Below are 17,943 nucleotides of genomic sequence, written 5' to 3' on the forward strand. Positions count from 1 at the left end.
AGGCCCATCTCGTGAGTAACGCTGTCAAAGACCTTGCGGCCGCAGGCGTCTCGGTCTGGCTGGACGACCTTTCCCGCGAACTGCTGGAGAGCGGCGACCTGCAGAAGCTGATCGACGAGCGCAACATCCTCGGGGTCACCACGAACCCGACGATCTTCGCCAACGCCCTCTCGAAGGGTGACCGTTACCAGGACCAGGTCGACGCCCTGGCCAAGAAGAACGCCGACGTCGACACCGCGGTCTTCGAGATCACGACCGACGACGTGCGCTCCGCGTCCGACGTGTTCAAGCCGCTGTTCGAGAGCACCGACGGCCAGGACGGCCGGGTCTCGATCGAGGTCGACCCGCGCCTGGCCCGCGACACCCAGGGCACGATCGAGAGCGCCAAGAAGCTCTGGTCCACGGTCAACCGCCCGAACGCCATGATCAAGATCCCGGCGAGCGTCGAGGGCCTGCCCGCGATCACCGCCGTTATCGCCGAGGGCATCAGCGTCAACGTCACGCTGATCTTCTCGCTCGAGCGCTACCGCGCCGTGATCGACGCCTACCTGGCCGGTCTCGAGCAGGCCAAGGCCAAGGGCATCGACCTGTCCACGATCCGTTCCGTCGCCTCGTTCTTCGTGTCCCGCGTGGACACCGAGATCGACAAGCGCCTGACCGCGGTCGGCACCGACGAGGCCCTCGCCCTCAAGAGCAAGGCCGGCGTCGCCAACGCGCAGCTCGCCTACCAGGTCTACGAGGAGAGCATCGCCACCGCCCGCTGGGCCGAGCTCGCCGCCGCCGGCGCCCACCCGCAGCGCGCGCTGTGGGCCTCCACCGGCGTCAAGGACCCGAAGCTCCCCGACACGCTCTACGTGACCGAGCTGGTCGCGAAGAACACGGTCAACACCATGCCGGGCGCCACGCTCGAGGCCACCTTCGACCACGGCGTGATCAAGGGTGACTCGATCACCGGCTCCTACGCCGCCGCCACGGAGACGATGAACGCGCTCGCCGGCGTGGGCATCGACTACAACGACGTCGTGACGCTGCTGGAGACCGAGGGTCTCGACAAGTTCGAGAAGAGCTGGGCCGAGCTCCTGGGCACGGTGACCGACGAGCTGGAGCGCGCCAAGGCGCGGGTTGCCGAGTGAGCGACGACTCCGCCGTATGGCCGGCCGATGACGTGGCGGCCGACGTGACCGTCACGCCGGCTGGGCCGGACGCACTGAAGGCCGTCGAGAAGCACGTCGCCACCCTGGTCTCCGACCGGGTGGCCTCGCGCATCGCGCAGAAGGACCCGACGCTCTGGGGCGAGGCCGCGGTCTCCGAGGCCTCGGTCCGCCTGGGCTGGGTCGGCCTGGCCGACTCCTCCCGTCCGCTGGTCGAGCCGATCGAGTCGCTGCGGGCCGAGCTGCTCGCGGAGGGCGTCGACCGGGTCGTGCTGGCCGGCATGGGCGGCTCGTCCCTGGCCCCCGAGGTGATCACCAAGACGGCCGGCGTCGAGCTGGTCGTGCTGGACACCACCGACCCGGGTCAGGTCCGCAGCGCGCTGGTCGAGCTGGAGCGCACGGTCGTCGTGGTCTCCAGCAAGTCCGGCGGCACCGTCGAGACCGACAGCCAGCGGCGGGTTTTCGAGGCCGCCTTCACGGCCGCCGGGATCGACGCCAAGCGCCGCATCGTGGTCGTCACCGACCCGGGCTCCCCGCTGGAGAAGGCCTCGGCCGAGGCCGGCTACCGCGCGGTCTTCAGCGCCGACCCGACGATCGGCGGCCGGTACTCGGCGCTGACCGCGTTCGGCCTGGTGCCGTCCGGTCTGGCCGGTGTCGACGTGGGCGCCCTGCTCGACGAGGCGGCCGCGGTCAGCGACCAGCTCGCCGAGGACACCGAGTCCAACCCGGGCCTGGTGCTCGGCGCGGTGCTCGGCGGGTCCCCCACGCCGGGCTCCAACGGCTTCCGGGACAAGATCGTCTTCGCCGACTACGGCTCGGGCATCAGCGGTTTCGGCGACTGGGCCGAGCAGCTGATCGCCGAGAGCACCGGCAAGGAGGGCACCGGCCTGCTGCCGGTCGTCGCCTCGCCGAACGCCCCGGACGTCACCACCCCCGGTGACGACACGGTCGTGGTGCGGCTGGCCCCGATCGGCTCGGACTCCACCACGGCTCCGACCGCGACCGACGCCGCCGCGTCGGTGACGGTCAACGGCCCGCTCGGTGCGCAGTTCCTGCTCTGGGAGTACGCCACCTCGGTGGCCGGGCGCCTGGTCGGGATCAACCCGTTCGACCAGCCCGACGTGGAGAGCGCGAAGGTCGCCGCCCGCGGCCTGCTCGACGCCACGCCGGAGCCCACCCCGGCCGACGCCGTCGACGGCGGGATCGAGATCCGGGCCACGCCCGGCCTTCTCGGTGGCGCCACGACGGTCGAGGCGGCGGTGGACGCGCTGCTCGCGCAGCTGCCGGGCCGCGGCTACCTGGCCGTCATGGCGTACCTCGACCGGCTCGCCGAGAGCGAGCTGGAAGGCGTGCGCGACCCGCTGGCCCAGCGCACGAACCGCCCCGTCACCTTCGGGTGGGGGCCGCGGTTCCTGCACTCCACCGGGCAGTTCCACAAGGGTGGCGCCCCGGTCGGGGTCTACCTCCAGATCACGGCGGACAACGCCAAGGACCTGGAGATCCCGGACCGGCCGTTCACCTTCGGCAAGCTCATCGGGGCCCAGGCCGCCGGTGACGCGGGCGTGCTCGCCCAGCACGACCGGCCGGTGCTGCGCCTGCACCTGACCGACCGCGAGGCCGGGCTGAAGAAGCTGATCCAGGTGCTCAGCCGGTAAAAGATTCTCCCGTCGGGGCGAGACACGCGAGATCTTGCGCGCACGAGCGTGTTCCGCCCCGAAGAGCACTCGCAGAAGGGTGGTTCCGCCGGTCCCTGGGACCAACGGAACCACCCTTCTCGTGCACTTGACGGGAATGCCGGGGACTGCGCCAGACTTGGTCCCCAGTACGTGCGCTCGCCGGCCCGACCGGCGTCCACCATTTTCTGTACAGCTCTGAGAGGAACAACGGTGAGCCCGACCCGGGTGAGTGCCAGCGAGAACCCGCTGCGCGACGACCGTGACCGCAGGCTCCCCAGGATCGCCGGCCCCAGCGGCCTGGTGATGTTCGGGGTCACCGGCGACCTGGCCCGCAAGAAGCTGATGCCGGCCATCTACGACCTGGCCAACCGCGGCCTGCTGCCGCCGGGCTTCTCGCTGGTCGGCTACGGCCGCCGCGAGTGGTCCGACGCCGACTTCGCCGAGCAGGTCAAGGCGTCCGTCAGCCGCTACGCGCGCACGCCGTTCCGCACCGAGGTGTGGGACCAGCTCGCCGAGGGCCTGCGCTTCGTGCAGGGCAACTTCGACGACGACGCGGCGTTCGACCAGCTGGCGCGGACGCTGGCCGAGCTCGACGAGACCCGCGGCACCAACGGCAACTACGCCTTCTACCTGTCGATCCCGCCGGGCGCGTTCCCGGTGGTGACGAAGCAGCTGGCTCGTTCCGGCCTCTCCCGGCAGGACGGCGACTCCTGGCGCCGCGTGGTCATCGAGAAGCCCTTCGGGCACGACCTCGAGAGCGCCCGCGAGCTGAACGAGGTCGTGGAGTCGGTGTTCCCGCCCGACTCGGTGTTCCGCATCGACCACTACCTGGGCAAGGAGACGGTGCAGAACCTGCTGGCGCTGCGCTTCGCGAACCAGCTGTGGGAGCCGATCTGGAACGCCCACTACGTCGACCACGTGCAGATCACGATGGCCGAGGACATCGGCATCGGCGGCCGCGCCGGGTACTACGACGGCATCGGCGCCGCGCGCGACGTGATCCAGAACCACCTGCTGCAGCTCCTCGCGCTGACCGCGATGGAGGAGCCCATCTCCTTCGAGGCCGGTCACCTGCGCGCCGAGAAGGAGAAGGTGCTCTCCGCGGTGCGGGTGCCCGCCGACCTCGACTCGGCCGCCGCCCGGGGCCAGTACTCCAAGGGCTACCAGGGCAACGAGGCGGTCAAGGGATTCCTCGAGGAAGACGGCATCGCGCCGGACTCGATCACCGAGACCTTCGCCGCGATCCGCGTCGACATCGAGACCCGCCGCTGGGCCGGCGTCCCGTTCTACCTGCGGGCCGGCAAACGCCTGGGCCGCCGCGTCACCGAGATCGCGGTGGTGTTCAAGCGCGCGCCGTTCCTGCCGTTCGACAACACCGCCTCCGGTGAGCTCGGCCAGAACGCCATCGTCATCCGCGTGCAGCCCGACGAGGGCGTCACCATCCGCTTCGGCTCCAAGGTGCCGGGCACGGCGATGGAGGTGCGCGACGTGAACATGGACTTCAGCTACGGCGAGTCGTTCACCGAGTCCTCCCCCGAGGCCTACGAGCGCCTGATCCTCGACGTGCTGCTCGGCGACCCGCCGCTGTTCCCGCGGCACGAGGAGGTCGAGCTGTCCTGGAAGATCCTCGACCCGTTCACCGAGCACTGGGAGAACGGCGGCAAGCAGCCCGAGGCCTACTACCCCGGCCAGTGGGGCCCGGCCTCGGCCCACGAGATGCTGGCCCGCGACGGACGTAGCTGGAGGGTCCCGTGATCGTCGACCTGCCGAACACCACCACCAACGAGGTCAGCAAGCGCCTCGTCGAGGCCCGGGGCGAGAGCGGCGCCGTCGCCCTCGGCCGGGTGCTCACGCTCATCCTGGTCACCGACGAGGAGGGCTCCGACGAAGCGGTCGGCACCGCCAACGACGCCAGCCGGGAGCACCCCTCGCGCGTGCTGGTCGTCGTGCGCGGCACCACCGACGGCGACGCGCGGCTCGACGCGCAGATCCGGGTCGGCGGTGACGCCGGGGCCAGCGAGGTGATCGTGCTGCGTCTGTTCGGTGAACTCGCCGAGCACGGTTCCGCCCTGGTCACGCCGCTGCTCCTGCCCGACGCGCCGGTCGTGGTCTGGTGGGCCGGCGAGCCCCCGGCCGACCCGCTGAGCGAGCGCATCGGCACCATGGCCACGCGACGCATCGTCGACACCGCCAAGGCCGCCGACCCGTGCGCGGCGCTGGAGCAGCTGTCGAAGGTGGCCGCCCCCGGCACCACCGACCTGTCGTGGAGCCGCCTGACCCGCTGGCGGGCCCTGCTCGCGGCGGCGCTCGACCAGCCGCCGTACGAGGACGTCACCTCCGCCGTGGTGCGGGGTGCGGCCGACAAGCCGAGCGTCGAGCTGATGGCCGCCTGGCTGGCCCACGCCCTCGACATCCCGGTCACCGTCGAGCACACCGAGCCCGGCACCGGCATGGTCGGGGTGCACCTGACGCGCGCCTCCGGCGAGATCTCGATCGTGCGGGAAGACGGAACGGTCGCCACCATGACCCAGCCCGGTCAGCCCACCCGCCGGGTCGCGCTGCACCGGCGCACCGACGTGGAGTGCCTCACCGAGGAGCTGCGCCGGCTCGACCCCGACGAGCTGTTCGCCGACGTGCTCACGAAGGGCATGCCGCGTATCCGAGAGGGGGCCTCCGCATGACCTCGAAGTCCGAGCGTTTCGTCTACGAGGACGGCACGGCGCTGGCCGCGGCCGCCGCGGCCCGGCTGATCACCGAGATCAGCGACGCCCAGAACGCCCGGGGCACGGCCCATGTCGTGCTCACCGGCGGCTCGAACGGCGGCGCCCTGCTCAAGGCCGTCGCCGCCTCACCGGCCCGGGACACCGTCGACTGGTCGCGCGTCGACCTGTGGTGGGGCGACGAGCGGTTCCTGCCCGCCGGTGACGGTGAGCGCAACGAGGTGCAGGCGCACGAGTACCTGCTCGGTGCTCTGCCGTTGGAGCCCGAGCGGGTGCACGTGGCCGCCGCCTCCGACGCCGGTCTCGATCTGGACGCCGCGGCCGCCGCCTACGCGTCCGAGCTCGCCGCCGCCTTCGGTGACGGGCCGACCGCGTTCGACGTGCTGCTGCTGGGCGTCGGGCCGGACGGGCACGTGGCCTCGCTGTTCCCGGGCCACCCGGGCTACGCGGTCACCGAGGGCACGGCGATCGCGGTGCGCGAGTCGCCCAAGCCCCCGCCCGAGCGGATCTCCCTGACGCTGGGCGCGATCCGTGCCGCGCGTCAGGTGTGGCTGCTCGCCGGTGGCGAGGGCAAGGCCGACGCCGTGGCCGGTGCGCTGGGCGGTCAGGACCTGCCCGCCGGTGCCGTGCACGGCACCGGGCGCACGCTGTGGCTGCTCGACCGGGCGGCCGCCTCGAAGCTCTAGAGAGCAACGGCTTGAGGACGCCGGTGGGCACCGTGGGTGCCCACCGGCGTCCTTGTTCTGCCGCGGGTCGGGACAACCGGTAACCGGCAGCCGTCGGCCCCCACGTCGTCCTCACGCCCGAACGGCCGATGCCCCCCGGACGACCCGGTCGGAAAGCGCCGCCGAACAGTGGATCAGGGCCCTGACGGCCGGATCCCGTGACGACAATGGAGCCTCACAGCGAAGTGGGGGTCGCCTGATGAGCCGTCCCGGCCGTAGGACCGTCCTGATCCGGGCGGGCGGGCTGCTCGCGGCCCTGGCACTGCTGGGCGCCTGGCTGCTGGCGCCGACGAGCGCCACGGCCGGCGAGAACTCCACGCAGGCCCCGTTCCACGCCGTGCCGCAGGTGAGCCTGAACCTGCTCGGCGGCTCGGGCGAGGGCTACGCGGTGCAGATGCTGACGCCGGTACCGGGTCACACCTGGGACCTCTACACCGGCACCGATCACCTGACGCGCCGCGCCTACCCGGTTCCCGCCGACCTGATCGGGGAGGTCACCTGGCTGGGGGTCGTGGGCCAGCAGGCCGGATGGGTGCTCGACCATCCCGGCACGATCACGCGCTACGAGATGCACCGGGTGAACGTGATCACCGGCACCGACACCGAACTGGGCACGGTGACCACGCGGCCGATCGCGTTCACCGCCGACAGCTGGCTCGGCTGGTCCGGGAACGACCTGGTCGCCACGCGTTTCGACGACGGCAGCGCGACCACCCTCGCCCGGCCGGGCCGTTCGCCCGGCCGGGTCGAGCTGGCCGACGACGCGCTGGTGGTGCGGAGCGAGAACGACGCGCACACCGAGACCTATCTCGACCTGGTCGAGTTCGGCAACGGCCGGGTGACCCGGGTGGCGACCGAACCGGCGATCGCCGACTTCGGCGTCTCGGCCACGAGCATCTTCTGGACCGGGCCCACGATCGCCGGGGAACCCCAGGCGATCCGGGTGCGGGACCGCTCCGACGGAACGGTTTTCGGGTACTCGGAGACGGACGACGCGGCCGACTCGGTGCACCGGGTCGCCGGTGAGCACGGGATGGGCTACGTGATCGCGGCCGACAACGTGTGGCGGCTGCGCACGATCAGCACCACGGGCACGGTGAGCACCGTTGTCCTGCCCGATGATTCGGGCGGCCTGATCGCGGACGGGCCGCGCTACCTCGTGGGTGCGGGCGGGCGAACCGGGGACGCGGGGGTGTACGCGGTCGCGGCGAGCACACTTTCGCGGGTGGCCACGGTGGACGCACCGGATCTGCCCGTCACCGCGCTCGCCATGGCCGCCGGGCGGGTCTACTCCGCCGACGACTACTTCCCCGACGACGGCCGGACGCCCCTGGGGGCGCGGCCCCCGATGGCCGTGTGGTCGCGTCCGGTGACCGGGCTGGGCCGGCCGGTGCTCGGCGACGAGACCCGTTTCCCCTACCGCACCGGCTATCTCGACGGCAGCGCGCAGAGCATGGACTTCTCGGCCGGGCGGGGCGTGATCAGCGGGGTGCTGCAACCGGCCCGCTTCACCTGGCGCCTGCTCGACCGCGGCCGCCTCACCGGCAGCGTGACGCAGGCCTGGTGGTCCGGCCGCACGCAGGAGATCGACACCCGGCACCCGGACGCGTCCGGCCCGTTCGTGCTGGCGGCCGGTCACGTCTACGACCCGGCCGGCACCCGCCTGTACTCACGTCCGGGAGCGAGCACCGCCACCGCCCCGGCCACCGGGCAGGACGATCTCTACGGCCCCCGCCTGATCTACTCCCGCGCCGCCGCCCGGCCCGGCCACGAGGACATCTGGCTGCGTGACCTCGATCGGCCGCGATCCCGCTCGAACCCCGGAAAGCTGGCCGCCGTCAAGGTCTCCGGCGCGAAGGTGGCGATCTGGGGCGACACCGTGGCCTACCAGTCCGGACCGCGCGAGATCACCCTGCGGGCGGCGACCGTGCGCCGGTTCCGCACCACCGGCGTCCTCACCGAACTGACGCTCGGGGAAGGCACCCTGGCCTGGAACGTGGGCACCCGCACGTATCTCGTCGACACCCGGAACAACTCCTCGCGACCCGCCGCCTACCCGGGCTCGGGCACCCTGCTCCACCTCGACGACCACTACCTGGCCCGCCGCGTCACCAGCGGGGCGCTCGTCGTGTACCGCAGCTTCTACACCGAGAAGTACCGGCCGCGACTCATCGGCACCTACGCCCCGGCCGGTTTCACGCCCGACGGCGACGGCCGCGCCGACACCTGGTCGCCCCAGTTCGACCTGAGCAAGCCGGTCACCGCGGTGAGACTCCTGATCCGCTCGACGAAGACCGGATCGGTCCTGCGCACCCTGAACGGCACCGGGCCGGACGGCAGCGTCCGCGACCTCACCTTCGACGGGCTCAGTGGTTCGGGCAGGTCCCTGGCCGCCGGCACCTACCGCTGGGAGCTCGAGGCCTCCGCCACCGACGGCGAGGGCGCGGCCGTCGGGATCCGCGGTGAGCGCACCCTCACCGGCACCGTACGGATCAGCCGGGCCGGCCCGCCGGCCCGGTGAGCGGGGCGGTGACCACGCACGGACGGTACACAGGGTGTCGCAACGGCCATAACGGCGCGGGGACAGTTCTGGACAATCACCGATTCTGCCCACTCGGAGAGTTGACAACCCGCCAGACTGTGAGCCGGGAGGAGCCGGGAACGGACCTGATCGGTCAAGAACGGCATTCCAGCGACCGATTGTCCTCAGGTCAGGGATCGTCAGAAAGGCGCGGGGTTGTGATCGAGGTGAACCAGCCCCGGGCCCAGGTGACGCACGACCTGGCCGAGGAACTGGCGGCGCTCGACGACGTCGTCGGGTTCGACCCGGCCCGGGCCCTCGACCGTGCACGCCGTCTGCAGGAGGCCGCCGAGCAGGCCGGCGACCACGACTCCACCGTCAGCGCCCTGCTCTGGCAGGCCGAGGCGCACCAGCGTGACGGCGACCCGGCGGCCTCGGCCGGCGTCATCACCCGCACCCGCGAGACCCTGGCCCCGCTGACCGCCGAGCACGCCGTGCGCGCGTCCTGGCTGCTGTCCCGTGTGCACACCGACCTCGGCGACCGGCCCACCGCCCTGGAACACGTGATGGACGCGGTGGGCGCGTTCACCGACGACGTCCCCCGCCGCCTGCGCACCCGCGTCCTGATCAAGGTCGCCGACCTGCTCGACGAGCTCGGCGCCCGCGAGGACTCGCTGATCTGGTACTCCCGCGCCGAGGAACTGGCCCAGGGCGACGGGCGCATGCACATGCTCGTGGTGAACAACCGGGCCTACGGGGCGCTCGAGGCCGGCGAGGGCGACGAGGCCCTGGAGCAGGCCCGTCTGCTGACCACCCTGAGCGAGCACTACGGGCGCCCCCTGAACGCCGACGCCCTCGACACCGTCGCACGCATCCACCTCCTGCGCGGCGACCCGGCCGCGGCCGCCGAGACCTCCCGGCGCGCCGTGGACGCGACCCAGACGCTCGAGACGAAGGTCGCCGACGCGCTGCCCGAGTACCTGCTCACCCTCGCGGTCGCACAGCGCGAACTGGGCGAGGCGGCCACCGCGGCCCGCACCCTCGAACGGGCCCGGGCCCTGTGCGGACCCGAGGGTTTCGCCCGCACCAAGGCCCGCATCCTCGAGGAGGAGGCCGAGGTGCGCGCCGCGCTCGGCGACTACCGCGCCGCCTACGAGACGCACAAGGCGTTCTACCTCGCCGACCAGGAACTGCTCTCGCAGCAGCGCGAGGCCCAGGCCCGCGCCCGGCAGACGATCTTCGAGACCGTCACGGCCCGCGAGGAGGCCGCCCGCTACCGCGAGGAGGCCCGCCGCGACCCGCTCACCGGCCTGTGGAACCGGCTCTACGTCGAGGAACGACTGCCGCTGATGCTGCGGGAACAACCCTCGCACACCGGGGTTCTGAGCGTCGCGCTGCTCGACCTCGACCACTTCAAGTCGGTCAACGACACGTTCTCGCACGAGGTCGGCGACGAGGTGTTGCGGGTGGTCGCCGGGCTCCTCGACGCCGCAGCGGCCCGGGCCCCCGGCTCGTTCGCGGCCCGCCTGGGCGGCGAGGAGCTGCTGCTCATCCTGGCCACCGACGACCGTGGCACGGCCCTGCGGATCGTGGACGACGTGCGGGCCGCGGTGCGCGGGTACGCCTGGTCACCGATCACCCCCGGGCGGGTCGTCACTCTCAGCGGCGGGATCGCGACCGCCACCGCGGAAGACACCCGGTCGTCACTGCTGGCCCGGGCCGACGCCCAGCTGTACGCGGCGAAATCGGCCGGGCGCAACCGCATCTGCACGGACGCGATCTGAGCACACCGGCTTACCACGAGGGAACGGGGCGAAAGATGCTGGAAGGCACGGCATCAGGAACGGTCATGCGCGACCGCGCGCTGCTCGCGGTGCGTCTGGCCGACCTCGACGACCTGGTCGGCTCCGACCCCTCACGGGCCCGGCACGTCGCCTTCGAGCTGGAACAGCTGGCCCGTCGTCTCGACGACAGCCTCTCCGTCGCCACCGCGCTGATCTGGCAGGCCGAGGCCGCCGGGCGTGAGGGCCACCAGAGCATCGCCGCCCAGCTGGTCAACACCAGCCGCGAGCACGGCCCGCTCCCGCCCGAGCTCGTGGTGCGTGGCGCCTGGGTGATGGCCCGGGTCTACAACGACTTCGGCGACCAGGCCACGGCTCTCGACCGGATCATGGACGCGGTGGCCGCCTTCGGTCCCGACGTCACCCGCCGTCTGCGCACCCGGGTCATGCTCACCGGCGCCGACCTGCTCGACGACCTCGGCGACCGCGAGGACAGCCTGCTCTGGTACGGCCGCGCCGAGGAACTCGCCGACGGCGACGCCCACATGCAGATCATGGTCGCGAACAACCGCGCCTACAGCTCCCTCACGGCTGGCGACCTGGACGACGCCCAGGCCCAGGCCCGGTTGCTCGCCGAGCTCAGCACCCGGCACAAGCGCCCCCTCAACGCCGGGGTGCTCGACACCATCGCCAACGTGCACCTCCTGCGCGGTGACTACCGCGCCGCGCTCGAGACCGCCCACCAGGCCGTCGACGTCACCGACCGGATGGACACCAAGGTCTCCGACGCCCGGCCCGAGCACCTGCTCACCCTCGGCATCGCGCAGCGCCTGCTCGGCCTCCCCGAGCAGGCCGCCGAGAGCCTGGCCCGGGCTCGTGCCGCCTGTGGTCCCGAAGGGCACGGCCGGGTCAAGGTCCGCATCCTCGAGCAGGAGGCCGAACTGCTGGCCGGACGCGGCGAGTGGGAGGCCGCCTTCCACCGCTACCGCGAGTTCCACACCGCCGACCAGGAGCTGCTCTCCGCCCAGCGGGAGGCCGCCGCCCGCTCGCGCCAGGCCGTGTTCGAGACCGGCCAGGCCCGGGAGGAGACCGACCGGGCCCGGGAGGAGGCCGCCCGCTACCGCGAGGAGGCCCGCCGCGACCCGCTCACCGGACTGCGCAACCGCCTCTACGTCGAGGAGCACCTCGGGCCCCTCATCGAGTCCTCGCACACCCTGGGCGTGGCCCTCATCGACCTCGACCACTTCAAGTCCGTCAACGACACGTACTCGCACGAGGTCGGCGACGAGGTGCTCCGCGTCGTCGCCCGCGTCCTGGACGCCTGCCTCGCCGAGGCGACCCACGCGTCCTCCGGCAGTTCGTTCGCCGCCCGCCTGGGAGGCGAGGAACTGCTCGTCGTGATGGCCGACGCCGCCCGCGGCGCCCGGGAGGTCGCCGAACTCTGCCGCGCCGCGGTGGAGGGGCAGGACTGGTCGCGCCTCACCCCCGGCCGCGTGATCACCCTGAGCGCCGGCGTCGCCGTGGCCGAACCCGGCGACAACCGCGCCACCCTGCTGTCCCGGGCCGACGCCCAGCTCTACGAGGCCAAGGCGGTCGGGCGCAACCGGGTGCGATGAGTTCCTCGGGTACGGGCGGTCCGTGGAGCGGGCTCACGCCGGAGCAGGAGCGCGGGTTCCTCAGCCGGCCTGCACCAGATTGACCCCGGCCTCCCGGATCGCCGCCGCGTCGGCCGGGTCGAGCCCCGCGTCGGTGACCACGGTCGAGAGCGCCGGCAGCTCACAGACCCGGTACATGCCGAACCGCCCGTACTTGGAACTGCCCGCCACCAGCACCGACTCGGAGGCACTGGCCATCGCGGCCTGCTTGACGGCGACCTTGTCCGGGTAGGGCGTGGTCACGCCGCGGCGCAGGTCCCACGAGCTGCTCGACACGAACGCCACGTCGAGGGCGATGCGCTCGAGCACGGCGGTGGCCAGAATGCCCACGCTGGAACGGTTCTGCCGGTCGACCGCTCCCCCGGTGTGGATGACCTCGACGTCCGCACCGGAGGCGAGCAGGTCGTCCACCACCGCGAAATCGTTGGTCACGACGGTCATCCCGCTCAGCCGCACCAGGTGCGGTACCAGCTGGGCGATCGTGGTGCCGGCGTCGAGGTACACGGTCATCCGGTCGGTGAGGACCTCGGCCGCGGCCCGCGCCGCCATCGCGGCCTTGCCGGCCGGCTCGACCCGGGCCTTGTCGAGCCGGGACTCCTCGGCCTCCAGGTGCCGGGCCGGGCCGGCGATGCGGACACCGCCGGGCACCGGCACGACCCGGCCCTCACGTTCGAGCGTGGCGATGTCCCGCCGCACCGTCATGTGCGAGACCTCGAGCAGGTCGGTGAGCTGGTGCACCGACAGCACCCGTTCGCGCTGCAGGTGCTTCAGCAGCAGCTCCCGGCGCTGGTCGGGGATCAGCGGGGTCTCTTCAGTCATGGCGGGCGTCAGTCCATCAGATGATCGCGTCCAGCACCAGAACGCCGATCAGGCCGATGAGCGACTGGATGCAGAGGAACAGCGTCCAGGTGCGGAACGTCTGCTTCACCGTGAGCTGGTAGAACTCCTTGAACAGCCAGAAGCCCGAGTCGTTCACGTGCGAGAGCATGACCGAGCCGGACGCCGTGGCCAGCACCAGCAGTTCCGGTGACAGCGTCGGGTCGGCGATCAGCAGCGGCGCCGCGATGCCCGCCGCGGCGGTGGTGGCGACCGTGGCCGAGCCCAGGCAGATCCGCAGCAGGGCGGCGACCAGCCAGGCCAGGGCGACGGCCGGAATCGGCCAGCCCGCCGCGTGATCGGCGATGATCGCGTCCACGCCGGTGGCGGTGAACATCTGCTTCAGGGCCCCGCCCGCCCCCAGGATCAGGATGATCGGGCCGACCGCGCTCAGGCCCTTGCCCGACATCTTCTGCAGCTGCCCGGCGCTGAAACCACCGCGGCGGCCCAGGGCGAAGAACGCGAAGATCACGGCGACCAGCAGCGACAGGATCGAGTCGTTCAGCGCCTCGAACACGTTGTACGGCGCGGTGCCCTCGGCGGTGCTGGCCGTGCCGATGGTGCCGATGAGCATGAGCACGGGCGGCAGCAGCACCGAGATCAGGCTCAGCGCCAGACTCACCGGCTTGCCCGGCTTCTCCGGCTCCACGTCGGTGACCGGGGCCGGGCCGCCGTCCAGGTCGGGGGCCGGGCCGAACCAGCGCTGCGCGAAGCGGGTGAACAGCGGACCGCAGACGATGGCCGTGGGGATCGCGATGATCAGGCCGTAGGCGATGGTCAGGCCGGTGTTGGCGCCGTACGCGCTGACCGCGACCGTGGGTGAGGGGTGCGGCGGGAGCAGTCCGTGCGACACGTAAAGCCCTGCGGCCAGCGGGAGACCGACCCACAGCAGGTGCACGTTGCGGCGGCGGGCCACGGTGTAGACCAGCGGTGCGAGCATGACGAAGCTGACGTCGAACAGGTGCGGCAGGCCGATGATGACGGCGGCCGCGGTGATCAGCGCGGGGATCCAGGCGACCGGGCGCTGGCCGAGGAACGAGTCGACGATCTTGTCGGCGCCGCCGGAACCCAGGAGCAGGCTGCCCAGGATGACGCCGAGGCCGATGGTCGGGGCGGTGCCGCCGAGGGTGGAGCCGAGGCCGTCCTTGAACGCGTCGACCACCTCGCCCGGGGTGAGGCCGTTGACCAGGCCCAGCCCGAGGGCGGTGATGGTGAGTGACAGGAACGGGTTCAGCTTCGCCCGGGTGATGAGCAGGATCAGGACGAGGACGGCGGCGCCGGCCAGGAGCAGGGAGGTGACTTCGCTGCTCATGCGCCCAGCCCGGTCCGGGGGGCGGTGCCGGTGCCGGCCTCGAGTCCGGTTCGGTAGGCCTCGAGCAGGTCGGCGTCGGGGTTCTCGAGGTCGGCGAAGGTGATGAGCTCGCCGGCCTTCACGTCGCGGGCCAGGGTGGTGTGGGCGGCGAGGTAGAACGGGGCCGTGTCCTCGGTGGGCCGGACCAGAACCGGCTCCACGCCGTCGATCTCGTGGTGGTGACCGCCCATGTGCAGCACGGTGCCCTTGGCCAGGTCGTGACGTGCGCGCCCGGCCATCACGGCGTTCTGCCGCGGGTTCCGCACGCCCGAGCCGATGTTCAGGCGCACGGCCGCCAGCAGCGAGATCGCCGTCTCCACGCCCATCACGTGGTACGGCAGGTACAGGCAGGCGTACCTGCCGTCTCGGCTGACCACGTGCCCCTTGCCCTCGAGCAGCTTCCAGGTCTCCGGGTCGCCGGTGCGCACGACCGCGAAGACGCCCCCGGCGAAGCTGGCCTCGTCGGGCCGGCGCAGCACGGTGAAGACGTCCACCACCCCGGTGCCCGCGAGGATCCCGCCGTCCTCGCGCAGTGCGTAGACGTCGGCCAGCTCGCTGATCCGGGCCAGCGGGTAGTGCAGCGACTCGGTGTCGGCCACGAAACCGCCGTGGGTGGTGACGACGGCCATCTCGCACGGGTCGGCGGCGGCGCGGAGCTTGAGGCTCTTCACCGTCTCCGCGCGCTTCGTGAGCGTGTCCGCGACACTCGTGCCGAGCGTCATCAATTCAGGTAGTTCGCCCGCCGGGACCGTGGTCTCGAGGTAACGGATCTCGTCGCCGTCCAGCACCACGTCGTACTCACCGGACTTGCCGACCGCGACGATCTCCAGCCCCAGCGTGCGCACCCAGCTGACCAGCGCGAGCAGGTTCGCGGGCTGGTCGCCGTCGGCGGGCGTGTAGACGACACCGTTGTCCCGGGCGATCCGCGCGAGACGCACACCGGTGACGGAGTCGACCTCCTTGCTGACCATCGCGACGTGACGCTTGTTCTCCAGGGCCTGGCGGGCCATCCGGTACCCGTGGGCGGGGCTGCCGGTGCCCTCGACGAGCACGTCGTAGCGCCGGGGGTCGAGAAGGTCGGCACTGGGGACGATGAGCGTGCCGGCGGTGGCCTTCTCCATCTCGCCGGCCGTGCGGCAGATCGCGAGGTCGGTGTAACCGAGCTCGGTGGCCAGCGCGTGGACCTTCTCGACGTCGACGTCGCACAGCAGCGAGGGGTGCAGCGCGTCGATGAGAAGGGTCTGGGCCAGGAGGGTGCGCCCGAAACCGCCGCCGGCTCCGGAGAGGGCGTAGCGGACAGGCTGGTTCGCCGGTTCTTGCTGGGACAGCAGCAACCCGAGGTTCATGGTGTTCCTAACCAGGAGTTCGTTCGGGCCGCCGAGGGTGAGACCTCGACGGTGAGGTGTTGCGAGACGCTAACCACGATTCACATCAGCGTCAACTCATGTAACGTAACTTCACACATCGTCTCAGTGACTCTTGGAGGGACCCGTGCTCGGCGCTCTGGCCGATGACTTCACCGGCGCCACGGACCTGGCGATGGCCCTGGTCGCCCGCGGTTTCCGCACCGTGGTGTCGATCGGTGAGGCCCCCTCGTCCGCTTCCCCGGCGTCTGCTTCCCCGGCGTCGGCTGACGCCGTGGTCGTGGCGCTGAAGACCCGCACCATCGAACCGTCACAGGCCGTGGCTGCCAGCCGGGACGCGCTGCGTTCCCTGCAAGAGATGGGCGCGACGCAGATCTACGACAAGTACTGCTCGACGTTCGACTCGACGCCGCGCGGCAACATCGGGCCGGTGCTCGACGCGCTGATGACTGACCTCGGCGCTTCACTGACCGTCGTGGTGCCGTCGTTCCCGGCAGCGGGGCGCACGGTGGTGAACGGGCAGCTCTACGTGCACGGCACTCCGCTGGCCGAGAGTCCCATGCGTCACCACCCACTCACGCCGATGACCGATTCCGACGTGCCGCGCCTGCTGGCGGCGCAGAGTTCCGCGGTGGTGCGGCTGGTGACGTTGGAGACGGTGCGGGCCGGGGTTGCGTCCGTGCGTGCGGCTCTCGATCGTTTTCTTGAGGACGAGGCGGTCGCCGTGGTCGTGGACGCGGAGTCCGAGGGTGATCTGGTCACGATCGCCGCTGCCTGTGCCGACCTGCCGTTGATCACCGGGGGTTCCGGTCTGGCGCTCGGTCTCACCGGTCCCGGGGCACCGCCGGTCCGGCTGCCCGCCCGCGGCGGACCCCAGGTGGTGCTCGCCGGAAGTGCCTCCGTCGCCACCATGGGCCAGATCGAGCACGCCCGCTCACGGATGCCGCACCGCCGGCTCGACCTGGCCGAGCTCCGTCAGGACTTCCCCGCCCACGTGGGGTCCCTGGTGTCGTGGGCCCGCTCGTCGTGGTCGTCGTCACCGGTTCTGATCTACGCGGTCGGGGATCCCTCGGACGTCGAGGCGGCGGTGCCGGACGGTGCCGTTCCGGCGTCGGAGCTGATCGAGCGGGCCCTGGCGCAGCTGGCCTCGGACCTGGCGGACGCCGGGTGCCGGGAGCTGATCGTGGCCGGCGGCGAGACGTCGGGGGCGGTCGTGTCGGCGCTCGGGGTGCGGGAACTCGTGATCGGGCAGCCGGTGGCGGCCGGGGTGACCTGGGCGTCGGGGGTCTCGCGGGGGCGGGAGATGAACCTGCTGCTGAAGTCGGGCAACTTCGGGGACGTCGACCTGATGAGCGCGGCGTGGGGAGTGCTGGCGTGAGCGACCTCCTGACGTCCCGGGACGCGCTGGTCGAAGCCGGGCGGCACCTGGTGTCGCTCGGGCTGAGCCCGGGCACCTCGGGCAACATCAGCGTGCGGGTGGGGGACCGCATGATCATCACCCCGACCAACGAGTCGATGGGCGAGCTCGACCCGTCGCGGCTGGCGGTGCTGAGCCTGTCCGGTGAGCACCTCGAAGGGCCGCGTCCGTCCAAGGAATTCACGCTGCACCGCGCGTTCTACCGGCGGCTGCCCGAGGCCGGGGCGGTGGTGCACCTGCACAGCGTGCACGCCGTGGCGGCGGCCTGTCTGCCGCCGTGGTCCGCGGCGAGTGCGGTCGCGCCGATCACGCCGTACTTCGTGATGCGGGTCGGGCAGACACCGCTGATCAGTTACGCCCCGCCCGGTGACAGTGCCCAGGCCGACGAGCTGGAGGCGCTGGACGTGCCCTGCCGGGCGGCGCTGCTGGCGAACCACGGGTCGGTGGTGGCGGCGGACGATCTCGGGGCGGCGGTGAACGCGGCGGTGGAGCTGGAGGAGGCCTGCAAGCTGAGCCTTCTCACGGCGGGGCGGCCGGTGAGTCTGCTGACGCACGAGCAGGCGGTGTCGCTGGCGGCGAAGTACGGGAGCTTCTGGGGATAGCCCCTGGTCTCCTGCGGGTTCTCGTGGGTCAGCTGGTGCCGCTCGCGGCGTGCCCCGCGGCCTCTCGCGGCATGTCCCGCGGCCTCTCGCGGCATGTCCCACAG

At 71.9% G+C, this 17,943-nt stretch carries 13 protein-coding genes; 10 read left to right on the plus strand and 3 right to left on the minus strand.

Annotated elements, in window-relative coordinates:
• The first annotated feature begins 11 nt into the window (after window positions 1–11).
• The 8 genes from tal (at window position 12) to J2S57_RS34895 (ending at window position 12,190) form a co-directional block, all read left to right on the plus strand.
• A complete protein-coding gene (tal, locus tag J2S57_RS34860; RefSeq protein ID WP_307250823.1) occupies window positions 12–1,133 on the plus strand; it encodes a transaldolase in 1,122 nt (373 codons plus the stop codon).
• Window positions 1,134–1,177: 44 nt separating this feature from the next.
• Complete coding sequence (locus J2S57_RS34865) at window positions 1,178–2,806, plus strand: phosphoglucose isomerase-related protein (protein WP_370882743.1); 1,629 nt, start codon at window positions 1,178–1,180, stop codon at window positions 2,804–2,806.
• A gap of 231 nt (window positions 2,807–3,037) precedes the next feature.
• On the plus strand, window positions 3,038–4,582 hold the full coding sequence (zwf, locus tag J2S57_RS34870) for a glucose-6-phosphate dehydrogenase (protein WP_307250828.1): 1,545 nt from the start codon (window positions 3,038–3,040) through the stop codon (window positions 4,580–4,582).
• Window positions 4,579–5,508: a glucose-6-phosphate dehydrogenase assembly protein OpcA gene (opcA, locus tag J2S57_RS34875; RefSeq protein ID WP_307250830.1), complete on the plus strand. Its 930-nt coding sequence runs from the start codon at window positions 4,579–4,581 to the stop codon at window positions 5,506–5,508. The genes zwf and opcA overlap by 4 nt, the downstream gene beginning before the upstream one ends.
• Entirely contained in the window at window positions 5,505–6,233 is a 729-nt protein-coding gene (pgl, locus tag J2S57_RS34880) for a 6-phosphogluconolactonase (RefSeq protein WP_307250833.1), read from the plus strand. Before opcA ends, pgl begins: the two co-directional genes overlap by 4 nt.
• A gap of 238 nt (window positions 6,234–6,471) precedes the next feature.
• Entirely contained in the window at window positions 6,472–8,793 is a 2,322-nt protein-coding gene (locus tag J2S57_RS34885) for a flagellar hook assembly protein FlgD (protein ID WP_307250835.1), read from the plus strand.
• A 218-nt stretch (window positions 8,794–9,011) separates the two neighbouring features.
• On the plus strand, window positions 9,012–10,577 hold the full coding sequence (locus J2S57_RS34890; RefSeq protein WP_307250837.1) for a tetratricopeptide repeat-containing diguanylate cyclase: 1,566 nt from the start codon (window positions 9,012–9,014) through the stop codon (window positions 10,575–10,577).
• Window positions 10,578–10,642: 65 nt separating this feature from the next.
• Entirely contained in the window at window positions 10,643–12,190 is a 1,548-nt protein-coding gene (locus J2S57_RS34895) for a GGDEF domain-containing protein (RefSeq protein WP_307250839.1), read from the plus strand.
• Between the two features lie 60 nt (window positions 12,191–12,250).
• Here the strand turns inward: J2S57_RS34895 and J2S57_RS34900 are convergent, their stop codons facing one another.
• Genes J2S57_RS34900 through J2S57_RS34910 form a run of 3 tightly spaced genes read right to left on the minus strand, consistent with a single transcriptional unit; the run spans window position 12,251 to window position 15,802 of the window.
• The gene (locus J2S57_RS34900; RefSeq protein WP_307250841.1) at window positions 12,251–13,048 is read right to left on the minus strand and encodes a DeoR/GlpR family DNA-binding transcription regulator; all 798 of its coding nucleotides are present in this window, start codon (window positions 13,046–13,048) and stop codon (window positions 12,251–12,253) included.
• 16 nt (window positions 13,049–13,064) lie between these two features.
• Window positions 13,065–14,417 carry a GntT/GntP/DsdX family permease gene (locus J2S57_RS34905; protein WP_307250843.1) on the minus strand — a complete coding sequence of 451 codons (1,353 nt, stop codon included), beginning with the start codon at window positions 14,415–14,417 and terminating at the stop codon, window positions 13,065–13,067.
• Window positions 14,414–15,802 (minus strand): hypothetical protein, encoded by a 1,389-nt coding sequence (locus J2S57_RS34910; protein WP_307250844.1) that lies wholly within the window; start codon window positions 15,800–15,802, stop codon window positions 14,414–14,416. Before J2S57_RS34910 ends, J2S57_RS34905 begins: the two co-directional genes overlap by 4 nt.
• Before the next feature lie 145 nt (window positions 15,803–15,947).
• Between J2S57_RS34910 and otnK the strand changes: the two genes are divergently transcribed.
• Window positions 15,948–17,198, plus strand: coding sequence for a 3-oxo-tetronate kinase (gene otnK, locus J2S57_RS34915; RefSeq protein ID WP_307250846.1), 1,251 nt, complete (start codon window positions 15,948–15,950; stop codon window positions 17,196–17,198).
• A complete protein-coding gene (locus tag J2S57_RS34920) occupies window positions 17,195–17,839 on the plus strand; it encodes a class II aldolase/adducin family protein (RefSeq protein ID WP_307250848.1) in 645 nt (214 codons plus the stop codon). Before otnK ends, J2S57_RS34920 begins: the two co-directional genes overlap by 4 nt.
• Window positions 17,840–17,943 lie beyond the last annotated feature (104 nt).

Origin of the sequence: Kineosporia succinea, assembly GCF_030811555.1 — a bacterium.
GTDB classification, from domain to species: Bacteria; Actinomycetota; Actinomycetes; order Actinomycetales; family Kineosporiaceae; genus Kineosporia; species Kineosporia succinea.